14 protein-coding genes are annotated in these 18,641 nt (G+C 63.4%); 7 read left to right on the plus strand and 7 right to left on the minus strand.

What is annotated here, in order from left to right; translation table 11 throughout:
• Window positions 1–82 precede the first annotated feature (82 nt).
• Complete coding sequence (locus tag ABVK50_RS20870) at window positions 83–1,033, plus strand: SPFH domain-containing protein (RefSeq protein ID WP_353644764.1); 951 nt, start codon at window positions 83–85, stop codon at window positions 1,031–1,033.
• 10 nt (window positions 1,034–1,043) lie between these two features.
• The gene (locus ABVK50_RS20875; RefSeq protein WP_353644763.1) at window positions 1,044–1,502 is read left to right on the plus strand and encodes an NfeD family protein; all 459 of its coding nucleotides are present in this window, start codon (window positions 1,044–1,046) and stop codon (window positions 1,500–1,502) included.
• A 5-nt stretch (window positions 1,503–1,507) separates the two neighbouring features.
• Here the strand turns inward: ABVK50_RS20875 and ABVK50_RS20880 are convergent, their stop codons facing one another.
• Entirely contained in the window at window positions 1,508–2,509 is a 1,002-nt protein-coding gene (locus ABVK50_RS20880) for a KpsF/GutQ family sugar-phosphate isomerase (RefSeq protein ID WP_353644762.1), read from the minus strand.
• Between the two features lie 236 nt (window positions 2,510–2,745).
• Here ABVK50_RS20880 and ABVK50_RS20885 point away from each other — a divergent pair, with 236 nt between their 5' ends.
• Complete coding sequence (locus ABVK50_RS20885; protein WP_353646965.1) at window positions 2,746–4,350, plus strand: outer membrane beta-barrel protein; 1,605 nt, start codon at window positions 2,746–2,748, stop codon at window positions 4,348–4,350.
• Between the two features lie 5 nt (window positions 4,351–4,355).
• On the opposite strand, the gene galU is transcribed toward ABVK50_RS20885, so the two are convergent.
• Entirely contained in the window at window positions 4,356–5,261 is a 906-nt protein-coding gene (gene galU / locus ABVK50_RS20890; protein ID WP_353644760.1) for a UTP--glucose-1-phosphate uridylyltransferase GalU, read from the minus strand.
• A gap of 208 nt (window positions 5,262–5,469) precedes the next feature.
• On the opposite strand from galU, the gene ABVK50_RS20895 reads away from it, so the two are divergent.
• Together ABVK50_RS20895 and ABVK50_RS20900 are read left to right on the plus strand one after the other, a co-directional pair.
• On the plus strand, window positions 5,470–6,696 hold the full coding sequence (locus tag ABVK50_RS20895) for a lytic murein transglycosylase (RefSeq protein ID WP_353644759.1): 1,227 nt from the start codon (window positions 5,470–5,472) through the stop codon (window positions 6,694–6,696).
• A 117-nt stretch (window positions 6,697–6,813) separates the two neighbouring features.
• Window positions 6,814–8,073, plus strand: a complete 1,260-nt coding sequence (locus ABVK50_RS20900) for a DUF459 domain-containing protein (RefSeq protein WP_353644758.1) — start codon at window positions 6,814–6,816, stop codon at window positions 8,071–8,073.
• A 24-nt stretch (window positions 8,074–8,097) separates the two neighbouring features.
• Here the strand turns inward: ABVK50_RS20900 and ABVK50_RS20905 are convergent, their stop codons facing one another.
• Both ABVK50_RS20905 and gltB read right to left on the minus strand, forming a co-directional pair.
• On the minus strand, window positions 8,098–9,552 hold the full coding sequence (locus ABVK50_RS20905; protein ID WP_353644757.1) for a glutamate synthase subunit beta: 1,455 nt from the start codon (window positions 9,550–9,552) through the stop codon (window positions 8,098–8,100).
• 143 nt (window positions 9,553–9,695) lie between these two features.
• Window positions 9,696–14,399, minus strand: coding sequence for a glutamate synthase large subunit (gltB, locus tag ABVK50_RS20910; RefSeq protein ID WP_353644756.1), 4,704 nt, complete (start codon window positions 14,397–14,399; stop codon window positions 9,696–9,698).
• 465 nt (window positions 14,400–14,864) lie between these two features.
• Between gltB and ABVK50_RS20915 the strand changes: the two genes are divergently transcribed.
• A complete protein-coding gene (locus ABVK50_RS20915) occupies window positions 14,865–15,914 on the plus strand; it encodes a low specificity L-threonine aldolase (RefSeq protein WP_353644755.1) in 1,050 nt (349 codons plus the stop codon).
• 44 nt (window positions 15,915–15,958) lie between these two features.
• Here ABVK50_RS20915 and ABVK50_RS20920 read toward each other — a convergent pair whose 3' ends face one another.
• Both ABVK50_RS20920 and ABVK50_RS20925 read right to left on the minus strand, forming a co-directional pair.
• Window positions 15,959–16,429: an Hsp20 family protein gene (locus ABVK50_RS20920; protein WP_353644754.1), complete on the minus strand. Its 471-nt coding sequence runs from the start codon at window positions 16,427–16,429 to the stop codon at window positions 15,959–15,961.
• The gene (locus ABVK50_RS20925) at window positions 16,416–16,889 is read right to left on the minus strand and encodes a hypothetical protein (RefSeq protein WP_353644753.1); all 474 of its coding nucleotides are present in this window, start codon (window positions 16,887–16,889) and stop codon (window positions 16,416–16,418) included. The genes ABVK50_RS20920 and ABVK50_RS20925 overlap by 14 nt, the downstream gene beginning before the upstream one ends.
• Between ABVK50_RS20925 and ABVK50_RS20930 the strand changes: the two genes are divergently transcribed.
• The gene (locus ABVK50_RS20930) at window positions 16,882–17,832 is read left to right on the plus strand and encodes an alpha/beta hydrolase (protein WP_353644752.1); all 951 of its coding nucleotides are present in this window, start codon (window positions 16,882–16,884) and stop codon (window positions 17,830–17,832) included. The genes ABVK50_RS20925 and ABVK50_RS20930 overlap by 8 nt on opposite strands.
• Window positions 17,833–17,835: 3 nt before the next feature.
• Here ABVK50_RS20930 and hisN read toward each other — a convergent pair whose 3' ends face one another.
• The gene (hisN, locus tag ABVK50_RS20935; protein WP_353644751.1) at window positions 17,836–18,612 is read right to left on the minus strand and encodes a histidinol-phosphatase; all 777 of its coding nucleotides are present in this window, start codon (window positions 18,610–18,612) and stop codon (window positions 17,836–17,838) included.
• Window positions 18,613–18,641 lie beyond the last annotated feature (29 nt).

An 18,641-nucleotide genomic window follows, 5' to 3' on the forward strand; every position in this document is an offset into this window, starting at 1 on the left:
ACGAAATCCCACTTAAGTGTTTGCGGGACGATGGCCCTGCGCTGTTGCAAAGGCAGGGCCGGTCAACACAGGGGGAGCTTTCATGCCGTTCACCGGCCTCGACATCATCATTCCGGTCCTCGTTGTTCTCGTCTTGCTGGTGCTGTTCACCGGCATAAAGACCGTCGCTCAGGGCTACAATTATACGGTCGAGCGCTTCGGTCGCTACACCAGAACGCTGACGCCCGGGCTTAACCTGATCATTCCCTTCATCGATCGCATCGGCACCAAGATGAACATGATGGAGCAGGTGCTGGACGTGCCGACCCAGGACGTCATCACCCGCGACAACGCCATCGTCGCGGTCGACGGCGTGGCCTTCTACCAGGTGCTCAATGCGCCGCAGGCGGCTTATCAGGTTTCGGGCCTGCAGAACGCTATCCTCAATCTTACCATGACCAATATCCGCTCGGTTATGGGCTCGATGGACCTGGACGAGTTGCTGTCCAACCGCGATACGATCAACGAGCGCCTGCTGCGCATCGTCGATGAGGCGGCGAGCCCGTGGGGCATCAAGATGACCCGCATCGAGATAAAGGACATCAACCCTCCCACCAACATGGTGGAGTCGATGGCGCGCCAGATGATGGCGGAGCGGGACAAGCGCGCGCAGATTCTCGCGGCTGAGGGCCTGAAGCAGGCGCAGGTTTTGGAAGCCGAGGGCCGCAAGGAAGCCGCTTTCCGCGACGCCGAGGCGCGCGAACGGTCGGCCGAGGCCGAGGCGCGCGCCACCCAGGTCGTCTCCGAGGCGATCGCCAGGGGCGACGTGCAGGCACTAAACTATTTCGTCGCCCTCAAATACACCGAGGCAATGGCCAAAATCGGCTCCGCCAACAACAGCAAGGTCGTGCTGCTGCCGATCGAGGCCGCTTCGCTGATCGGTTCGCTGGGCGGCATCGGCGCCATCGCACAAGAGGTCTTCCGCAGCGAAGGCACGGCGGGCGCTCAGCGTCAGGCGGCGAGGCCGCCGGTGGTGCGGCCCGAGCAGGGTTGAGGATAGAGCGATGCTCGAAAGTATCTTTGTCGAACTCGGACCATGGAACTGGATTGTTCTTGGCTTCGTGCTGCTCGCCATGGAAATTCTCGTTCCCGGCGTTTTCCTGCTTTGGATCGGCATTGCCGCGCTGATCATCGGCGCAAATTCGCTGCTGATGTGGGATGCCGCGTTCTGGGTCTGGGAGGTGCAGGTCATCTCCTTTCTCGCGCTGGCGCTGGTCTCGGCCTATGTAGGCAACAGGGTGATGGGCGGCAGGAACACGGTGAGCGACCAGCCGCTGCTCAATTTGCGCGGCGAACAGTTGATCGGGCGCACCGCCACGCTGACGGAGCCGATCCGCGAAGGACGCGGGCGCATCCAGCTCGGCGACACGTTGTGGCGAGTATCAGGCCCTGATTTGCCCTCCGGCACCCGGGTCAGGGTCAAGGCCGCTTCGGACTCGGAACTGATCGTCGAGGCGATCTGAGCCTTTTAGGCTGCGCCGATCCTCAGCAGGTCGTGCAGATGCACGAGGCCGATTGTGCGGCCATCCTCGACGACCATCAGGCTGGTGATCGACGAGGAATTGATCGTCTGCAGCGCGGTGGCGACGATCGTTTCAGGCCCAACCGACTTCGGCTCTTTGGTCATCACCTCTTCCACCGTCATAGCAAGAAGGTTGCTGCCGAGGTGGCGCCTGATGTCGCCGTCGGTGATGACGCCCCTGAGCGCCCCGTCCGCGGCTATAACGCCGACGCAGCCAAAACCTTTCTGTGAAATCTCACGGATGGCTTCTGGCATGGCCGCGCCAAGCGGGACGAGCGGAAGTTCGTCGCCGGTGTGCATGATCTCACGCACCTGCGTGAGGTTGGCGCCGAGTTGGCCGCCCGGATGGAAGGTGCGGAAATGGTCGGGCGTGAAGCCTCTCGCCTCGAGCAGCGCTATCGCCAGCGCATCGCCGACGACGAGCTGCAGCAGTGTCGAAGTGGTCGGCGCCAGCCCGTGCGGGCAGGCTTCGGCAGCGCGCGGCAGGCTTATCACCACGTCCGCCTGGCGTGCCAGCGCGGAAGCGTGCCCGGCGGTGACGGCGATCAGCGGAATAAGGAAGCGGCGCGAATAGGCGATAATGCCCTTTAACTCGGAGGTTTCGCCCGACCACGAAATGGCGACAATGGCGTCGTCGCGCGCGATCATGCCGAGATCGCCGTGATTGGCCTCGGAGGGGTGGACGAAGAAGGCGGGCGTGCCGGTCGAGGCGAGCGTGGCGGCGATTTTGGAACCGATATGGCCGCTCTTGCCGACGCCGGTTACGATCACCCGACCATTGATCTGCGACAGGAGTTCGACGGCTTCGGCGAACGGTTCGGCGACGCCGTTCTCCAGAGCGTCCGCGAGCGCGGCCACGCCTGCCTGTTCGGTGCGGACGGTGCGCAGCGCGGATGCGATCGACGCCTCCCGCTCGGGCTTCCGCTTCTTCAAGGTTTCAACATGCATGGACGATGCGCTTAGCGTTTTGCCGCGCGGCTGTCCAACATTTATCGCGTCGCTCGACAGCTCGATAACGCCGCCTCAACTCTCCATTAACCATCGCCATTTACGGTTCGGTAAGCATGGCGCCAGCGCGCCTTTCAGCCAGCCAGGTGACGATGCCGCGGGTTCGCCCAGTATTGACAAGAAGCGGGCCTCGCCCGGCAGCCGGTTTCCGGCTGCTGTCGGCGAGTGCGGCCGCATTGTTTTGGGCAGCGCCGGCTCATGCCCAGGAGAGCGGCCTCCGCGGCGCTGTCGCCGAAACCGAGATTACCGGTTCGCTGCTGCCGCGCGCTCCCGACCAGACGGAAATCGAGCCCATCCAGCCTTTTCCCCGCTACGTCCCGGTGAGCCCCGGCGCGGTGGCGGACGAGACCGCAGCCGGGAGCGACAGCATTTTCGCACCGGACGTCGCCGACGATCCTTTCGCGGACGACCCGCCCATTCCGTCCCGCGTGCCGACGACCGCCAGGCGGCGAGTCGAGGAGGCGCGGGCGCGGCCGCAGACGGCATCGGAGCGGCGCGCGGCGGAAACTGCCGAAAACGACACGCTCGATGAGGATATCACCGGCACGGAGCGTGTCGACACGATCGATTCGGCGGAAGATCTGGTGCTCGACGAGGGCGCGGGGCGGGTCGAGGCGATCGAAGGTCTCGACGGGATCAAAGAGGACAATCCCTTCGCGGCAACCGGCATCCGCGTCGGGACGTTCATCATACGTCCGACGCTTGAACAGGGCGTGACTGCGACATCCAACGCCGATGCCAGCAGCGGCGGCGAGCCTGCCACGCTTTCGGAAACGACCTTGCGGCTCAACGCGATATCGGACTGGAGCCGCCACACTGCGACAATCGACGCCTATGGCAATTTCCGGAAGACGATTTCAGGCGACGAGATAGACGAGACCAAAGGCGGCATCGACGCGGCGCTGGTGCTGGACCTCGGCAACGACTATCGCGCGCGAGCTGAACTCGGCTACGAGGCCGGCCCGGAATCGGCGTCGTCGCCTGTGGTAATCGAAGGCACGGCGTCGCAGCCGCTGCGCCAGACCTTTAATGCAAGCCTCGGGCTCGAAAAGGATGTGGGCAAGGCCCGTTTCGGCATTACCGGCCTTGTCGAGCATCAAACCTATGGCGATGCGGATCTGTCGAGCGGCGGGACGCTTTCGCAGGAAGACCGCGACTTCACACTTGGCGCCGTCGTGCTGCGCGGCGGCTACGAGATTTCGCCCGCGCTGACCCCCTTCGTCGAAGCGGAATTCGGCCGGCGGCAATATACGATGGAAGAAGATGCCAGCGGCTTCCAGCGGTCTTCGGACCGGGTCGGCGCACGGGCGGGGCTGGAACTCGACCTGACCGAAAAGCTCACCGGCGAATTCTCGGCGGGTTGGATAAGGGAAACGTTCGACGACGATCGGCTGGATCCGCTTTCCGGCCCAACATTGAACGCTGACCTCGCCTGGTCGCCCGAGCGCGGCACGGTCGTCAATCTTTCCGCGGCGACTTCCGTGGAGGGCACCACGACCGCGGGTGAAAGCGGCTCGATCCTGCATGCGGCGCGCTTGGGAATCGAGCGCGAAATCCGCGCCAATCTGACGGCAAACGCCTCGGTCGGCGCGGGCTATCGCGACTACGCCGAATCCGATGGCCACGATCTGATTCTTAGCGCCGAAGCTGGTGCTACATGGTGGCTGAACCGCTATGCCGGCCTGAGCGGCCGGCTGCGCCACGAGACGATGGACAGCAATCTGCCCGACCGGGAATACGAGGCCAACAGCGTCTTTCTAGGCCTGAAACTGCAGCGGTGACTAGGCTATCGTGCTATCTCGCGGCGTTCAAGCGGCCGGATTTCGGCGAGCAGCGCCTCGATCGTGCCGGACATGCTCTCGTGCATGTCGGCGCGCCATAGCGCGAACGCGACATTCGCCTCGATGAAACCTTCCGGCGAGCCGCAGTCGAAGGTGCGTCCCCGATAGTGATAGCCGAAGAAGGGCTGCTGCTTTTCCAGCTTCAGCATGGCGTCGGTAAGCTGGATTTCATTGCCGGCGCCCCGCTCCTGCCCTTCCAGCACCTTGAATATCTCGGGTTGGAGGATGTAGCGGCCGTTAATGTAGAGATTGGACGGCGCGGTTCCAGCCTTCGGCTTCTCGACCATGCCGGTGATCTCGAAGCCCGTATGGATGTCCTTGCCCTTGCCGACGATGCCGTATTTGTGGGTTTCGGCCGGATCGCATTCCTGCACGGCGATGATGTTGTTGCCGGTCTCGGCGTAGAGATCGACCATGGCCTTCAGGCAGCTCTTGTCGGCCTGCATGATCATGTCGGGCAAAAGCAGCGCGAAAGGCTCGTCGCCGACAAGGTCGCGCGCGCACCAGACGGCGTGGCCGAGGCCGAGCGGAACCTGCTGCCGGGTGAAGCTGGTCTGGCCCGGGCCTGGCTGCAGGCGCTGAAGATGTGCGAGCTGGTCGTCCTTGCCGCGCTGCGCCAGCGTATCATAGAGCTCGAACTGCAGATCGAAATGATCCTCGATGACACCCTTGTTGCGGCCGGTCACGAAGATGAAGTGCTCGATGCCGGCTTCGCGGGCCTCGTCCACGACATACTGGATCACCGGCTTGTCGACGATGGTCAGCATTTCCTTGGGGATCGATTTCGTCGCTGGGAGAAAGCGCGTGCCGAGGCCGGCGACCGGGAAGACTGCTTTGCGGACTTTTTTCATGCGCGCAATTATCCGTTCCTATGGACCGGCTGCAATCACAAAGAATGACATGTTGATGCCGGAATTGAATATTAGAGCGAAAAATCGAATTTCAGTGTGGGGCGATCAAGCGTTCCGGCCGATTTTGGTTCCTGCGGCGCTATGGTAAACCGATTGATAACCGGCTTCGACGAAAATGAGTCTTCCGCACGCTTTCAAGGAGGAAAAGATGCTCGTTCGCAAGACCGCAATTCGCCTGGGGAGCGTCTTGACGGCTGCCGGTTTTTCGCTCGCCCTACTCTTCTCGGCCGGCCCTGCTTCAGCCGACGCAGGGTTCCAACAGTGGGTCGCCAGTTTCCGGACCACGGCTACTAAAAGCGGCGTCTCGGGCGCGACCTACGACCGCGCCTTCCGGGGTGTCACCGCTATCGATCCCGAGGTTCTCGAGAAGGCTCGCTATCAGCCCGAGTTCACCGCGCCGGTATGGGATTATTTCGACAATCGCGTTCATGAGAACTCGGTCGCGGTCGGCCGCGAAATGGCGCGCAAATGGAAACCGTGGCTCGACCGCATCGAGGCGAAATTCGGCGTTGATCGTCATATCCTCCTGGCGATCTGGTCGATGGAATCGAACTACGGGGAGATTCTGAAGAACGACAAGGTGATGCGCAATGTCGTGCGCTCGCTCGCCACGCTCGCCTATGCCGACAAGAGGCGCGCCAAATTCGCGCGCACCCAGCTGCTCGCGGCGCTTAAAATCCTGCAGAGCGGCGACATAGATGAGAGCCACCTCACCGGCTCCTGGGCCGGGGCTATGGGCCACACACAGTTCATCCCGACCTCCTACCAGGCCTACGCGGTCGACGCCGACGGCAACGGCCGGCGTGACATCTGGACCTCGGTGCCGGACGCGCTGGCGACCGCCGCCAATCTCCTGCGCAAGAACGGCTGGCAGAGCGGAAAGACTTGGGGCTATGAGGTCAGCCTGCCGGCGGGCCGGAAATTCCCCAGCGGCTCCATGTCGCTCGCCAAGTGGCAGAGCATCGGCGTTGTCCGCGCCAGCGGCAAGCCGTTCCGCAACGGCTCCGACGAGGCCGAACTGAAGGTGCCGGATGGTCGCGGCGGACCGGCATTCCTGATGACCAGGAACTTCTCGGTTCTCAAGCGCTACAACAACGCCGACAAATATGCGCTGGCCGTCGGCCTGCTCGCCGATGAAATCGCCGGCTATGGCGGCCTTGTGCAGGACTGGAAGCGACCGTTCACGAAACTGTCTTTCGAGGAAAAGCAGGAGCTTCAGAAGAGGCTGTCCGCCCACGGCTATTACGACGGCAAGTTCGATGGCAAGATCGGCGAAGGCTCCCGCTCGGCGATCAAGGCTTTCCAGGCTCAGTTGGGCCTGGAACCGGACGGTCACCCGAGCATGGAGGTGCTGTCGACGCTCAGGCAGCGCTAGCGCACATTCGTTCCGGGTGGAACCGGAAGGGCACTGACCTATTTGATTTGGGCGTATTGAAGATTCGCAACGCCTGCGGATCTTCACTACTGATTATCCTCCTAGCGGGAGAAGATATTGCAATCGCATCAGCGCATCTGGTTCGCCGCGCGGCGCTTGTTTGCCCTGATGGTCGCGCTCGCGGTTTTGGTCACCGGCATTTCGATTGCAGCGCCGATTCAGGTCGCTGCGCAGGAATATCGTCCGTGGCTGCGCAATCTTTGGGTCGTTCCGCGCAGGGAGCGGCGGGTCATCCGGCGGGCGGTGCCGCAGCGCGAGGTACCCGGCGCAAGACGGAATGCCATCCGCAGAAGCACCGGCCAAGCTCGTAAGTCGGTTGCCCGACACAATGTCGAGAGGGCGGCGGAACCGGAAGTACAGGCCGTCGAGAAGCTTGCCGACGCCAAGGTCGTGTTGGTGGTCGGCGATTTTCTCGCCAGCGGGCTGGCCGAGGGGCTGGCCGAAGCTTATGCCGAAAACCCGCGCGTGAAAGTGGTCGACAGGTCGAACGGCTCGTCTGGTTTCGTGCGCGACGACTTCTTCGACTGGCCGGGCGAAATCGCCGGCATCATCGAGGCGGAAAAGCCTGCGGCGATCATCGTGATGCTCGGCTCCAACGACCGCCAGCAAATCAAGGTGCGGGGCGAACGCGAGCCGATCAGATCCGAAGGGTGGACCCGGGAATACACATTGCGCACGGAGAAGTTCGGCAAGGCTATCGCGGACGGCAAAGTGCCATTCATCTGGGTCGGCATGCCGGCTTTCAAATCCTCGAAGCTGACGTCGGACATGCTCGCCTTCAACGACATCTACCGTGCTTCCGCGGAGAGCGCCGGTGCGGAATTCGTCGACATCTGGGACGGCTTCGTCGACGAGAACGGCGCCTTCGTGGCCACCGGACCGGATGTCAACGGGCAGCCGGTTCGGCTACGCGCAAGCGACGGCATCAACATGACGGCGGCAGGAAAGCGAAAGCTGGCCTTTTACGCCGAAAAGCCTCTGAACAAGGTATTGGGCGAAACCACCGGCCCGGAACCGGTCGCATTGGCGCCGGCGACGCTGCCGGCCGTTGCACCCGGTGCGCCAAGCGGCGCGCCGGTCGACCGCACCGTTCCGATTTCACTCGCCGATCCGCAACTCGACGGCGGGACCGAGCTGCTCGGCGCTCAGGCGCCTCAGAAGCGCGAGGCCCGCTCGCCCGGCGAAAGGCTGGCGATCGAGGGTGTGGCGCCCGATGCGGCGCCAGGCAGGGCCGACGACTTTTCGCGGCCACGCAAGCCACTTATTCCGACGGCCACGCCAGACAGCGCCGATACGACGACCGCTATCGGCCGCTGAGCGGGAGGATACCTGCCTGAGCGCCTATCTTGGCAGGACGCTGGCGCCCATCAGCGCTTCGTCGATCGAGCGGGCGGCCTGGCGGCCTTCGCGTATCGCCCACACAACGAGTGACTGGCCGCGGCGGACATCACCGGCGGCGTAGAGCTTGTCAACGCTGGTCCTATAATCGAGATCGTTGGCCCGGACATTGGTCGAGCGCCGCGCATCGGTGCCGATGGCAAGCTTTCCTTCCAGCTCCTTGACGACGCCGTCGCGGAACGGGCCGGCGAAGCCAATGGCGATGAAGGCAAGGTCGGCGCGGATGACGAATTCAGTGCCGGCGATCGGCTGGCGCTTCTCGTCGACCTCGCAGCACCTCACGCCCGTGAGCTGCCCTTCCTCGCCGATGAATTCCAGTGTCGCTACCTGGAATTCGCGCTCGGCGCCCTCCGCCTGGCTGGACGAGGTGCGCATCTTGGTCGCCCAATAGGGCCATACCGCGAGCTTGTTTTCCCTTTCCGGCGGCTGCGGCCTGATGTCGAGCTGGGTGACGCGCACCGCACCCTGGCGGAAGGCAGTGCCGACGCAATCGGAAGCCGTGTCGCCGCCGCCTACAACAACAACATGCTGGCCTGCAGCCACGATCGGCTTTTCCGGCCATGCGACCGACTGGATGTCCTCGCCGCCGACGCGCTTGTTCTGCTGGACGAGATAGGGCATCGCGTCATGCACGCCATCGAGGTCGTCGCCGGGAATGCCGGCCGCCCGCGGAGTTTCGGAACCGCCGCAATAGAGAACCGCATCGTATTCGGCGAGCAGTTCCTCAACTGGTCTGTCGATGCCGACATTGACTCCGCAATGGAAGGTCACGCCCTCGCCCTGCATCTGCTCGACGCGCCGGTCGATGAAATGCTTCTCCATCTTGAAGTCGGGAATGCCGAAGCGCATAAGCCCGCCGGGGCGGCTCTCGCGCTCATAGACATGGACGTCGTGCCCGGCCCGGCCGAGCTGCTGCGCCGCCGCCATGCCGGCCGGGCCGGAGCCGATAACAGCGACGCGCTTGCCGGTCTTCTTCTCGGCCGGATAGGGCCGGATATGGCCGAGTTCATAAGCCTTGTCGGCGATCGCCTGCTCAATGGTTTTGATCGCGACGGGAATGTCCTCGAGGTTCAGCGTGCAGGCTTCCTCGCACGGCGCCGGGCAGATGCGGCCGGTGAACTCCGGAAAATTGTTGGTCGAGTGGAGGTTGCGGATCGCGTTGTCCCAATCGCCGGCATAGACGAGGTCGTTCCAGTCCGGGATCTGGTTGTGGATCGGGCAGCCGGTCGGGCCATGGCAGAACGGTATGCCGCAATCCATGCAGCGAGCGGCCTGTTTCTCGACCTCCTTGTCCGACATCGGCAGGGTGAATTCGCGGAAATGCCGGATGCGGTCGGAAGCCGGCTGGTACTTGTGCACCTGCCGGTCGATCTCGAGAAAGCCTGTTACCTTGCCCATACTTCAGTTCCCACAGTCCAACGGCGGGCTACCGCCGCACCCGTTAACCCCATCCGGCCACAATGGCAACCGTCGGGGATCGGGCTCGAAATTGCTGTTGATTGGAAGGCGCCGGGAAGCTCGTCCTCTCGGCAACCAGCGCGTCACTCCGCCGCCACGCTCATCCGCAGCCGCTCCATCTCCTGGAGCGCGCGGCGATACTCGACCGGCATCACTTTGCGGAATTTCGGCCGGTAGCTAGCCCAGTTCTCGAGGATCTCCTTGCCGCGCGTCGAGCCTGTGTAGTGCACATGGTTCGAGATGAGCAGATGGAGGCGTTCCTCGTCATGGCTCGTCATGTCGCCGGAGACGTCGACGCGGCCCTTGTGGTCGAGGTCGCCGCCATGATGGTGCAGCTTCTCCAGCATGTCGTCTTCCTCGGGGACGGGCTCGAGTTCGACCATCGCCATGTTGCAGCGCTTGGCGAAATCGCCCGCTTCGTCGAGCACATAGGCGACGCCGCCCGACATGCCAGCCGCGAAGTTGCGCCCGGTCTGGCCGATGACCACGACCACGCCGCCCGTCATGTACTCGCAGCCATGGTCACCGACGCCTTCGACGACCGCGACGGCGCCCGAATTGCGAACGGCGAAGCGTTCTCCAGCGACGCCGCGGAAATAGCACTCGCCTTCGGTCGCGCCGTAGAGAACGGTGTTGCCGACGATGATGGAGTCTTCGGCGACGATCTTCGCATCGTCGGGCGGGCGGATGACGATACGGCCGCCCGACAGGCCCTTGCCGACGTAATCGTTGCCGTCGCCGATCAGCTCGAACGAGATGCCGCGCGCCAGGAACGCGCCGAAGGACTGGCCCGCCGTGCCGGTCAGCTTCACCGAGATCGTGTCGTCGCGCAGCCCCTTGTGCTTGTAGCGCTTGGCCACCTCGCCCGAAAGCATCGCGCCGGTCGAGCGATCCACATTGCGGATGTCGACCTCGATCTTGACCGGCAGCTTCGATTCCAGAGCCGGCCTGGCGAGTTCGATCAGCTTGCGGTCGAGCACGTCGTCGATCGGATGCTTCTGGCGCTCGGTCCAGTGCGTCGCGTCGCGCGGCGCCTCGGGCTTGTAGAAGACGCGGCTGAAATCGAGACCCTGAGCTTTCCAGTGCTCAATCACGGCCCGCTTTTCCAGGAGATCGGTATCGCCGACGATCTGGTCGAGATGGGTGAAGCCCATTTCGGCCAGCAGCCCACGCACCTCTTCCGCGACATAGAAGAAGAAGTTGATGACGTGCTCGGGCGTGCCCTTGAAGCGCTTGCGCAGCACCGGATCCTGGGTCGCGACGCCGACCGGGCAGGTGTTGAGGTGGCACTTGCGCATCATGATGCAGCCGGCAGCGATCAGCGGCGCGGTGGAGAAACCGAACTCGTCCGCGCCAAGCAGCGCACCGATGATCACGTCGCGGCCGGTGCGCAATCCGCCATCGACCTGCAGCGCCACTCGGCTTCGCAGGCCGTTCAGCACCAGCGTCTGGTGCGTCTCCGCAAGACCCATCTCCCAGGGCGAACCGGCATGCTTAAGCGAGGTGAGCGGCGAAGCGCCGGTGCCGCCATCGTAACCGGAGATAGTGATGTGGTCGGCGCGTGCCTTGGCGACGCCGGCGGCAACCGTGCCGACGCCCACCTCCGAGACCAGCTTGACCGAGACATCCGCCTCGGGGTTGACGTTCTTCAGGTCGAAGATCAGCTGCGCCAGATCCTCGATCGAATAGATGTCGTGATGCGGCGGCGGCGAAATCAGCCCGACGCCCGGCGTCGAATGGCGGACCTTGGCGATGGTCGCGTCGACCTTGTGGCCGGGCAGTTGTCCGCCCTCGCCAGGTTTTGCACCTTGCGCGACCTTGATCTGCATGACGTCGGAGTTGACCAGATATTCCGCTGTCACGCCGAACCGACCCGAGGCGACCTGCTTGATGGCCGAGCGTTCCGGATTGCGGCCGCCGCCGGGCAGCGGCAGGTAGCGATCCGGCTCCTCGCCGCCTTCGCCGGTGTTCGACTTGCCGCCAATCTGGTTCATGGCGCGCGCCAGCGTGGTATGCGCCTCTCTGGAGATCGAGCCGAACGACATGGCGCCGGTCGAGAAGCGCTTAACGATCTCGGCCGCCGGCATGACCTCCTCGATCGGCACAGGCTTGCGCCCGCTCTCCTCGGCGGTCTTGATCTTGAACAATCCGCGAATGGTCTGTGCGTGCGCCGTGTGGCTGTCGATCTGGGCGGAATATTCCTTGAACGTGTCCCACGAACCCTGACGCACAGCATGCTGCAGCGAGGCGACCGCATCGGGCGACCAGATATGGGCCTCGCCGCGCATCCGGAACAGATATTCGCCGCCGACTTCCAGCGCGTTGCGCAGCACCGGATCATTGCCGAAGGCGTCGTGATGCCGGCTGACCGTCTCGGCCGCGACCTCTTCCAGGCCGACGCCCTCGATCATCGTCGCGGTGCCGGTGAAGTATTTGTCGACGAAATCGGTCCGCAGGCCGACGGCGTCGAAAATCTGCGCGCCGCAATAGGACTGGTAGGTCGAGATGCCCATCTTGGACATAACCTTGAGGATGCCCTTGCCGATCGACTTGATATAGCGCGAGACGACCTCGCTCGCATCGACTTCGGCCGGCATCTCGCCGCGCTTGTGCATGTCGAGCAGAGTGTCGAAAGCGAGATAGGGATTGATAGCTTCCGCGCCATAGCCGGCGAGGCAGCAAAAATGATGGATCTCGCGCGGCTCGCCGGATTCGACCACGAGACCGACTGAAGTGCGCAGACCCTTGCGGATAAGGTGGTGATGTACGGCCGCCGTCGCCAGCAGCGCCGGGATGGCGATGCGGTCGGGGCCGATCTGGCGATCCGACAGGATGATGATGTTGTAGCCGCCGGCGACCGCCGCTTCGGCGCGCTCGCACAACCGCTCGACGGCGCCCTGCATGCCGGCGGCGCCTTCCGCCGTCGAATAGGTGACGTCGATCGTCTTGGTGTCGAACCGGTCCTCGGTGTGGCCAATCGAGCGGATCTTTTCGAGATCGGCATTGGTAAGGATCGGCTGGCGAACTTCGAGCCGCTTGCGACGTGACGATCCGACGAGATCGAAGATGTTAGGCCGCGGACCGATGAACGAAACCAGGCTCATCACCAGCTCTTCGCGGATCGGATCGATCGGTGGATTGGTGACCTGGGCGAAGTTCTGCTTGAAATAGGTGTAGAGCAGCTTCGACCGGTCCGACATCGCCGAAATCGGCGTGTCGGTGCCCATGGAGCCTACCGCCTCCTGGCCCGTCGTCGCCATCGGCGACATCAGAAGCTTGGTGTCTTCCTGCGTGTAGCCGAAGGCCTGCTGGCGGTCGAGCAGCGACACGTCCTTGCGCAGCGCGCGCGGCTCGACCGACTTCAGCTCTTCCAGAATGAGCTGCGTGTTGGACAGCCACTTCTTGTAGGGATGCTTGCCCGCGATCTCCGACTTGATCTCCTCGTCGGAAATGATCCGGCCCTTCACGAGGTCGATCAGCAGCATCTTGCCGGGCTGCAGCCGCCACTTCCTGACGATCTTCTCCTCCGGCACGGTGAATGCGCCGGCTTCCGACGCCATGATGACCCGGTCGTCGTCGGTCACGATATAACGAGCGGGGCGCAGGCCGTTGCGGTCGAGGGTCGCGCCGATCTGCCGGCCGTCAGTGAAGGCGACGGCGGCAGGGCCATCCCACGGCTCCATCAAGGCCGCGTGGTATTCGTAGAAAGCCTTGCGGTCTTCATCCATGAGCTTGTTGCCGGCCCAGGCCTCCGGGATCAGCATCATCATGGAATGCGCGAGCGAATAGCCGCCCTGGAACAGGAATTCGAGCGCATTGTCGAAGCAGGCCGTGTCCGACTGCCCCTCATAGGAGATCGGCCACAGCTTGGAGATGTTGTTGCCGAACAACTCGGAATCGACTGAGGCCTGGCGCGCCGCCATCCAGTTGTTGTTGCCGCGCACCGTGTTGATCTCGCCATTGTGCGCGACCATGCGGTAGGGATGCGCCAGCTTCCACGACGGGAAGGTGTTGGTCGAAAAGCGCTGGTGGACGAGGATCAGCGCCGTCTCGAAGCGCGGATCGCTGAGGTCCTTGTAATAGGCGCCGACCTGATAGGCCAGGAACATGCCCTTGTAGACGATGGTGCGCGCCGACAGCGACACACAGTAGGAGCCGATGTCGCGGTTGTCGTTCTCCGCGTAGATGCGGCCCGAGATCACCTTGCGCAGGAGATAGAGCCGCGCCTCGTACTCTTCGTCATCGTCGATGTCGGGCGTGCGGCCGATAAAGACCTGACGGTGGAACGGCTCGGCGGCGGCGATTTCAGGCGCCTTCGAAAGCGAGGAATTGTCGACCGGAACGTCGCGAAAGCCGATCAGCGGCAGGCCTTCGGACTGCGCCGACTCAGCGATGATCTCGTCGATATGCGCCCTCATCGCCGCATCCTGCGGCATGAACCAGTGGCCGACGCCATACTGCCCGGCAGCCGGCAGTTCGATGCCCTGCCTGGCCATTTCCTCGCGAAAGAAGCGGTCGGGAATCTGCACCAGCACGCCGGCCCCGTCGCCCATTAGCGGATCCGAGCCCACGGCGCCGCGGTGCGTCAGGTTCTGCAGCATGGCCAGACCGTCCTCGACGATCTGGTGCGACTTCACGCCCTTCATCTGCGCGATGAAGCCCACGCCGCATGCATCATGCTCGTTGCGCGGGTTATAGAGGCCATGCTCGAAGGCGCGTTTGACGGCGACGGCTTTCGTCTGCGCGGGGGCTGTCCGCTCCGTCGTCACAGATGAAATGTCCATCATCGTCCTTCCTCCGTTCTTGCCTCGCGCGCCGCTTCGTCGCATGCCTGACGGCGCCCGACGAGCGGAAATGTTGCGAAATTCGGCGAAAACATCCGGACCGGCCAGATGGTTTCCGCCTTTTGCGGCACCATTACCGCCTGTCGATATCACGGCGCCACCCGCAGCGGCAGCCGGACAGGCGCGATCATACGCCAAATCCAGCACACATTGCGAAGATAAATACGACAGCACTACTGTCCTAAATTTCTTATGTCAGAATTTTTCCGCTGAAACAAGACCGATTTGCAAACATCTTGACGCAGGCGCGACATAAAATTTCGCCTTACGGCGAATTCAGGTAACTTTTAGCCTTCTCCACTGCGGCAACATGCGGTCCGACACGGATGGAACAACCGCCTCTTGAACTCCGGCTGCAAAACCGGTGAATGTCGCGTCGCCTTCAACTCTCGATCGTTTGGACAGAAAATGATTTTCGCATCAGACAATTGGGCCGGCGCGCACCCTTATATCGCAGCCGGACTTTCGGCCCACGCTTCCGGCTACGACCCGGCCTATGGCGACGGCGCGCTGGACCGAGCGGTCGCCGAACGGTTCAACGAGATCTTCGAACGCGAGGTAGCGGTTTTCTTCGTCGCCACGGGCAGCGCCGCCAATTCGCTGGCGCTGGCGTCGCTGGCGCGGCCGGGCGGCGTCGCATTCTGCCACCGGGAAGCCCATATCCTCGAGGATGAATGCGGCGCTCCCGAATATCTGACCGGCGGCGCTCGCCTTCGCGCCGTAGACGGCAGGCTGGGCAAAATGGATCCGGACGGACTCAAAGCCGCGATCAACCACTTCGTGCCCGAATTCGTGCATGCCGGGCAGCCTATGGCTGTTTCAATCACGCAGGCGACCGAGGTCGGAACCGTGTACGGCCTCGATGAAATCGCCGCGATCTCGTCCATCGCTAGGGAGTACGGCCTGCCGCTCCACCTGGACGGCGCCCGTTTCGCCAATGCGCTGGTGGCGCTGGATACGACGCCGGCCGAGATGACATGGAAGCGCGGCGTCGACATCGTTTCGTTCGGCGCCACCAAGAACGGCTGCTGGTGCGCCGAGGCGGTTGTGCTGTTCGACACCGGGCGAGCCAGGGATTTTTCGTTCGTGCGCAAGCGCGCCGCTCAGCTCTTCTCCAAATCGCGCTTCATCGCCGCGCAGTTCGACGCCTATTTCAGGGACGGGCTCTGGCTGGAAACGGCGCGGCACGCAAATGCGATGACCAGGCGCCTCGCCTCGCGCGTCGGAGCATCGTCCAGGGTCCGGTTGGCCTGGGAGCCGCAGGCCAACGAACTCTTCGTGGTCATGAACAAGGATCTGGTGGAGAGGCTGACCGCAGCGGGCGCGGTGTTCCATCCCTGGAACACGCCGCATGGCTATACCGGCACGGGCAACAAGGAGGAGACGATATGCCGGTTCGTCACCAGCTTCGCCACAACGGCCGAGGATGTCGACCGCTTCGCCGAACTGATCGCATAAAAAAGCGGCGCCCGGAGGCGCCGCTTTTTCGCTCGGGAGGAGCCTTACTTGGTAGTCGTGGCTTCGATCTGCTTGGCGGCCTTCGCAGGCGCCGTAGCGATCGCGATCTTGCGCGGCTTCATCTCCTCGGGAACGTTGCGCTTCAGGTCGATATGAAGCAGGCCGTTCTTGAGGAAGGCGCCGTTGACCTCGACATGGTCGGCAAGCTGGAAGCGGCGCTCGAAAGAGCGCGCGGCAATGCCGCGATAGAGGACTTCCGAGCCCTCGCCATTGCCTTCTTCCTTCCGCTCGCCCTTGACGGTCAGCACGTTACGGTGCGCCTCAATGGCGATTTCGTCTTCGGAGAAGCCGGCGACGGCCATCGAAATGCGATATGCGTCTTCACCGGTCCGCTCGATATTGTAGGGCGGATAGGTCTGGGCGCTCTCCGGCTGCGCGAGCGAATCGAGCATCGTGAAGAGCCGGTCGAAACCGACGGTCGAACGATAGAGGGGTGAAAAATCAACGTGACGCATGGTCTGTTCTCCTGTTGAGCAACACTGTTTGCGTTTTGGCCCGGTGCAAATCCTTGAGCGGCATCTTGCATGGACCAGCGGCCCCGTTTTCGGCGGCCACGTCGGTAATTTGGGAAGCAGAAATTGCCGTTTCAAGAGTTTTTGAACCGGGAATAATCCGCAGCGGACAGCGTTCTTGAATATGAACGCAGGATGAACCGCGGCTTCGGCGAGCGTTCAGGCGACGGATGTTAGATTTGCGTTCGAAATCAGGTTCGGCGATGCGCCGGTGCGCATCGTGACGAAGCCGAGCCGGGTGTAACGTCCCTTCCTCCCGGATCGACAGAGGCCGGAAGCCTGCCGCAAGCAGCTTCCGGCCTCTTCTGTTCCCGGATTTCCTTTGCTTTTGCCGGTCATGATTTCTATCACCGTGGCAGCGCTGTCCTTCCGGCGCGCCGAGAGCAAAGTGGACGATGAGCACTCTTTTCTATGAGCTTCCCGGCAATCCGGTCCCGGAAAACGCCACCGCCGGGTTCTTCACCGCCAGCGACGGCAAGACGCTCCGCCACGCCTTTTTTCCGACATCAGCGCGTCCCCTCAAAGGCACGGTGGTTCTGCTGCCTGGCCGCAACGAGTGCATCGAGAAGTATTTCGAAACGATCCGCGATCTGACTGCGCGCGGCCTCGCCGTGGTGACCTTCGACTGGCGTGGCCAGGGCGCTTCCGACCGGCTGATCAAGGACCCGCAACGCGGCTATGTGCGCAGCTTCTTCGATTACGCCAACGACCTCGACCAGTTCTTCACCGAATTCGTGCTGCCCGACTGCCGCGGCCCCTATTACGTGCTCGCCCACTCGGCCGGAGCGCTGGTAACGCTTCTGGCGGCGCCGTCGTTGGCCAACCGCGTCCGCCGCATAGTGCTGACCGCCCCCTTCCTGATGGTGACCAGCACATCGCTAACGCTCGCGACCATCCGCCGCCTGGCGATGGCGCTCTACTATCTGGGGCTGGGCGGGCTTTACGTTGCCGGCGGCCCGCGTCCGCTCGAACGATACCCTTTCGCCTCCAACAAGCTGACGTCCGACCCGGCGCGCTATGCGCGAAACTGCGAGCTCTACGAGGCCCATCCGCATCTGGGGCTGGGCGGCCCGACCGTGGCCTGGATCCGCGCTGCGGCCGAAGCTTCCATGACTGTCCAGGGCCCGGACTTCATCGCGAAAATCCAGACCCCGATCCTGATCGTCGCTGCAGGCGCGGACGAGGTGGTGGCCAACCGGCCGATCGAGGATCTGGCGCGCAGACTGCGCAACGGATCGCTTCTGACCATCGACGGCGCCCGCCACGAAATCCTGCAGGAAGCCGACATTTTCCGCGAGCAGTTCTTCGCCGCCTTCGATGCATTCGTACCGGGGAGCGACGGCTAAAAATCAGTCCCGGTGCAGCAGTTCCAAGGCCGCATCGTGCAGCTTCGGCGAGCCGGCGGCGACGATTTCGCCACCATTTTCGGCCGGTCCGCCATCCCAATTGGTGATCTTGCCGCCGGACTGCTCGATGATCGGGATCAGCGCCACGATATCGTATGCCTGCAGGCCGACCTCGACGACGAGGTCGATATGGCCGGCGGCGAGCATGGCGTAGGCGTAGCAATCGGTCCCGTAGCGCGACAGCTGAATCCCGGCCTCCAGCCGGTTGTAAGCCTCGCGCCGGCCGCCAAGGAACAGCGCCGGCGTCGTCGTACACAAAGTCGCGGCGGCCAATTCGTCCACCTTGCGCGTCGCCAGCCTGCGGGCGCCGCCCGGGCCTTCATAGAAGGCGCCGCTGCCGTCGGCGCGGAAAAGCTCGCCGGTGAAGGGCTGCGACATCATCCCGGCCACCGCGTCGCCGTCGACGGTGAGCCCGACCAGCGTGCCCCAAAGCGGAACTCCGGAGATGAAGGAGCGGGTGCCGTCGATCGGGTCGATGACCCAGATGTGGCTGCTCCCGATATTCTCGGAACCGAATTCCTCGCCCAATATGCCGTGGTCGGGATACTCTTCCCGGATGACCGCGCGGATCGCCTGCTCGGCCCTGCGGTCCGCCTCGGTCACGGGGTCGAAGCCGCCGGAAAGCTTGTTGGAAACCGCCCCCTGGCCGCGAAATCGTGGCAGGGTTTCGGCGGCGGCGGCCTCGGCGACGCGTCGCATGAATTCGGCCGAAATCTTCAAAGTCCCGTCTCCAAGGGCGAGCGATGCCG

This window comes from Mesorhizobium sp. WSM2240 (assembly GCF_040438645.1).
Classification (GTDB): domain Bacteria; phylum Pseudomonadota; class Alphaproteobacteria; order Rhizobiales; family Rhizobiaceae; genus Allomesorhizobium.

Bases quoted from the DNA above. Each gene is read 5' to 3' on its own strand.
- ABVK50_RS20870 (WP_353644764.1), top strand. From the start codon at position 83: ATGCCGTTCACCGGCCTCGACATCATCATTCCGGTCCTCGTTGTTCTC.
- ABVK50_RS20875 (WP_353644763.1), top strand. From the start codon at position 1,044: ATGCTCGAAAGTATCTTTGTCGAACTCGGACCATGGAACTGGATTGTT.
- ABVK50_RS20880 (WP_353644762.1), bottom strand. From the start codon at position 2,509: ATGCATGTTGAAACCTTGAAGAAGCGGAAGCCCGAGCGGGAGGCGTCG.
- galU (WP_353644760.1), bottom strand. From the start codon at position 5,261: ATGAAAAAAGTCCGCAAAGCAGTCTTCCCGGTCGCCGGCCTCGGCACG.
- ABVK50_RS20895 (WP_353644759.1), top strand. From the start codon at position 5,470: ATGCTCGTTCGCAAGACCGCAATTCGCCTGGGGAGCGTCTTGACGGCT.
- ABVK50_RS20905 (WP_353644757.1), bottom strand. From the start codon at position 9,552: ATGGGCAAGGTAACAGGCTTTCTCGAGATCGACCGGCAGGTGCACAAG.
- gltB (WP_353644756.1), bottom strand. From the start codon at position 14,399: ATGATGGACATTTCATCTGTGACGACGGAGCGGACAGCCCCCGCGCAG.
- ABVK50_RS20915 (WP_353644755.1), top strand. From the start codon at position 14,865: ATGATTTTCGCATCAGACAATTGGGCCGGCGCGCACCCTTATATCGCA.
- ABVK50_RS20920 (WP_353644754.1), bottom strand. From the start codon at position 16,429: ATGCGTCACGTTGATTTTTCACCCCTCTATCGTTCGACCGTCGGTTTC.
- ABVK50_RS20930 (WP_353644752.1), top strand. From the start codon at position 16,882: ATGAGCACTCTTTTCTATGAGCTTCCCGGCAATCCGGTCCCGGAAAAC.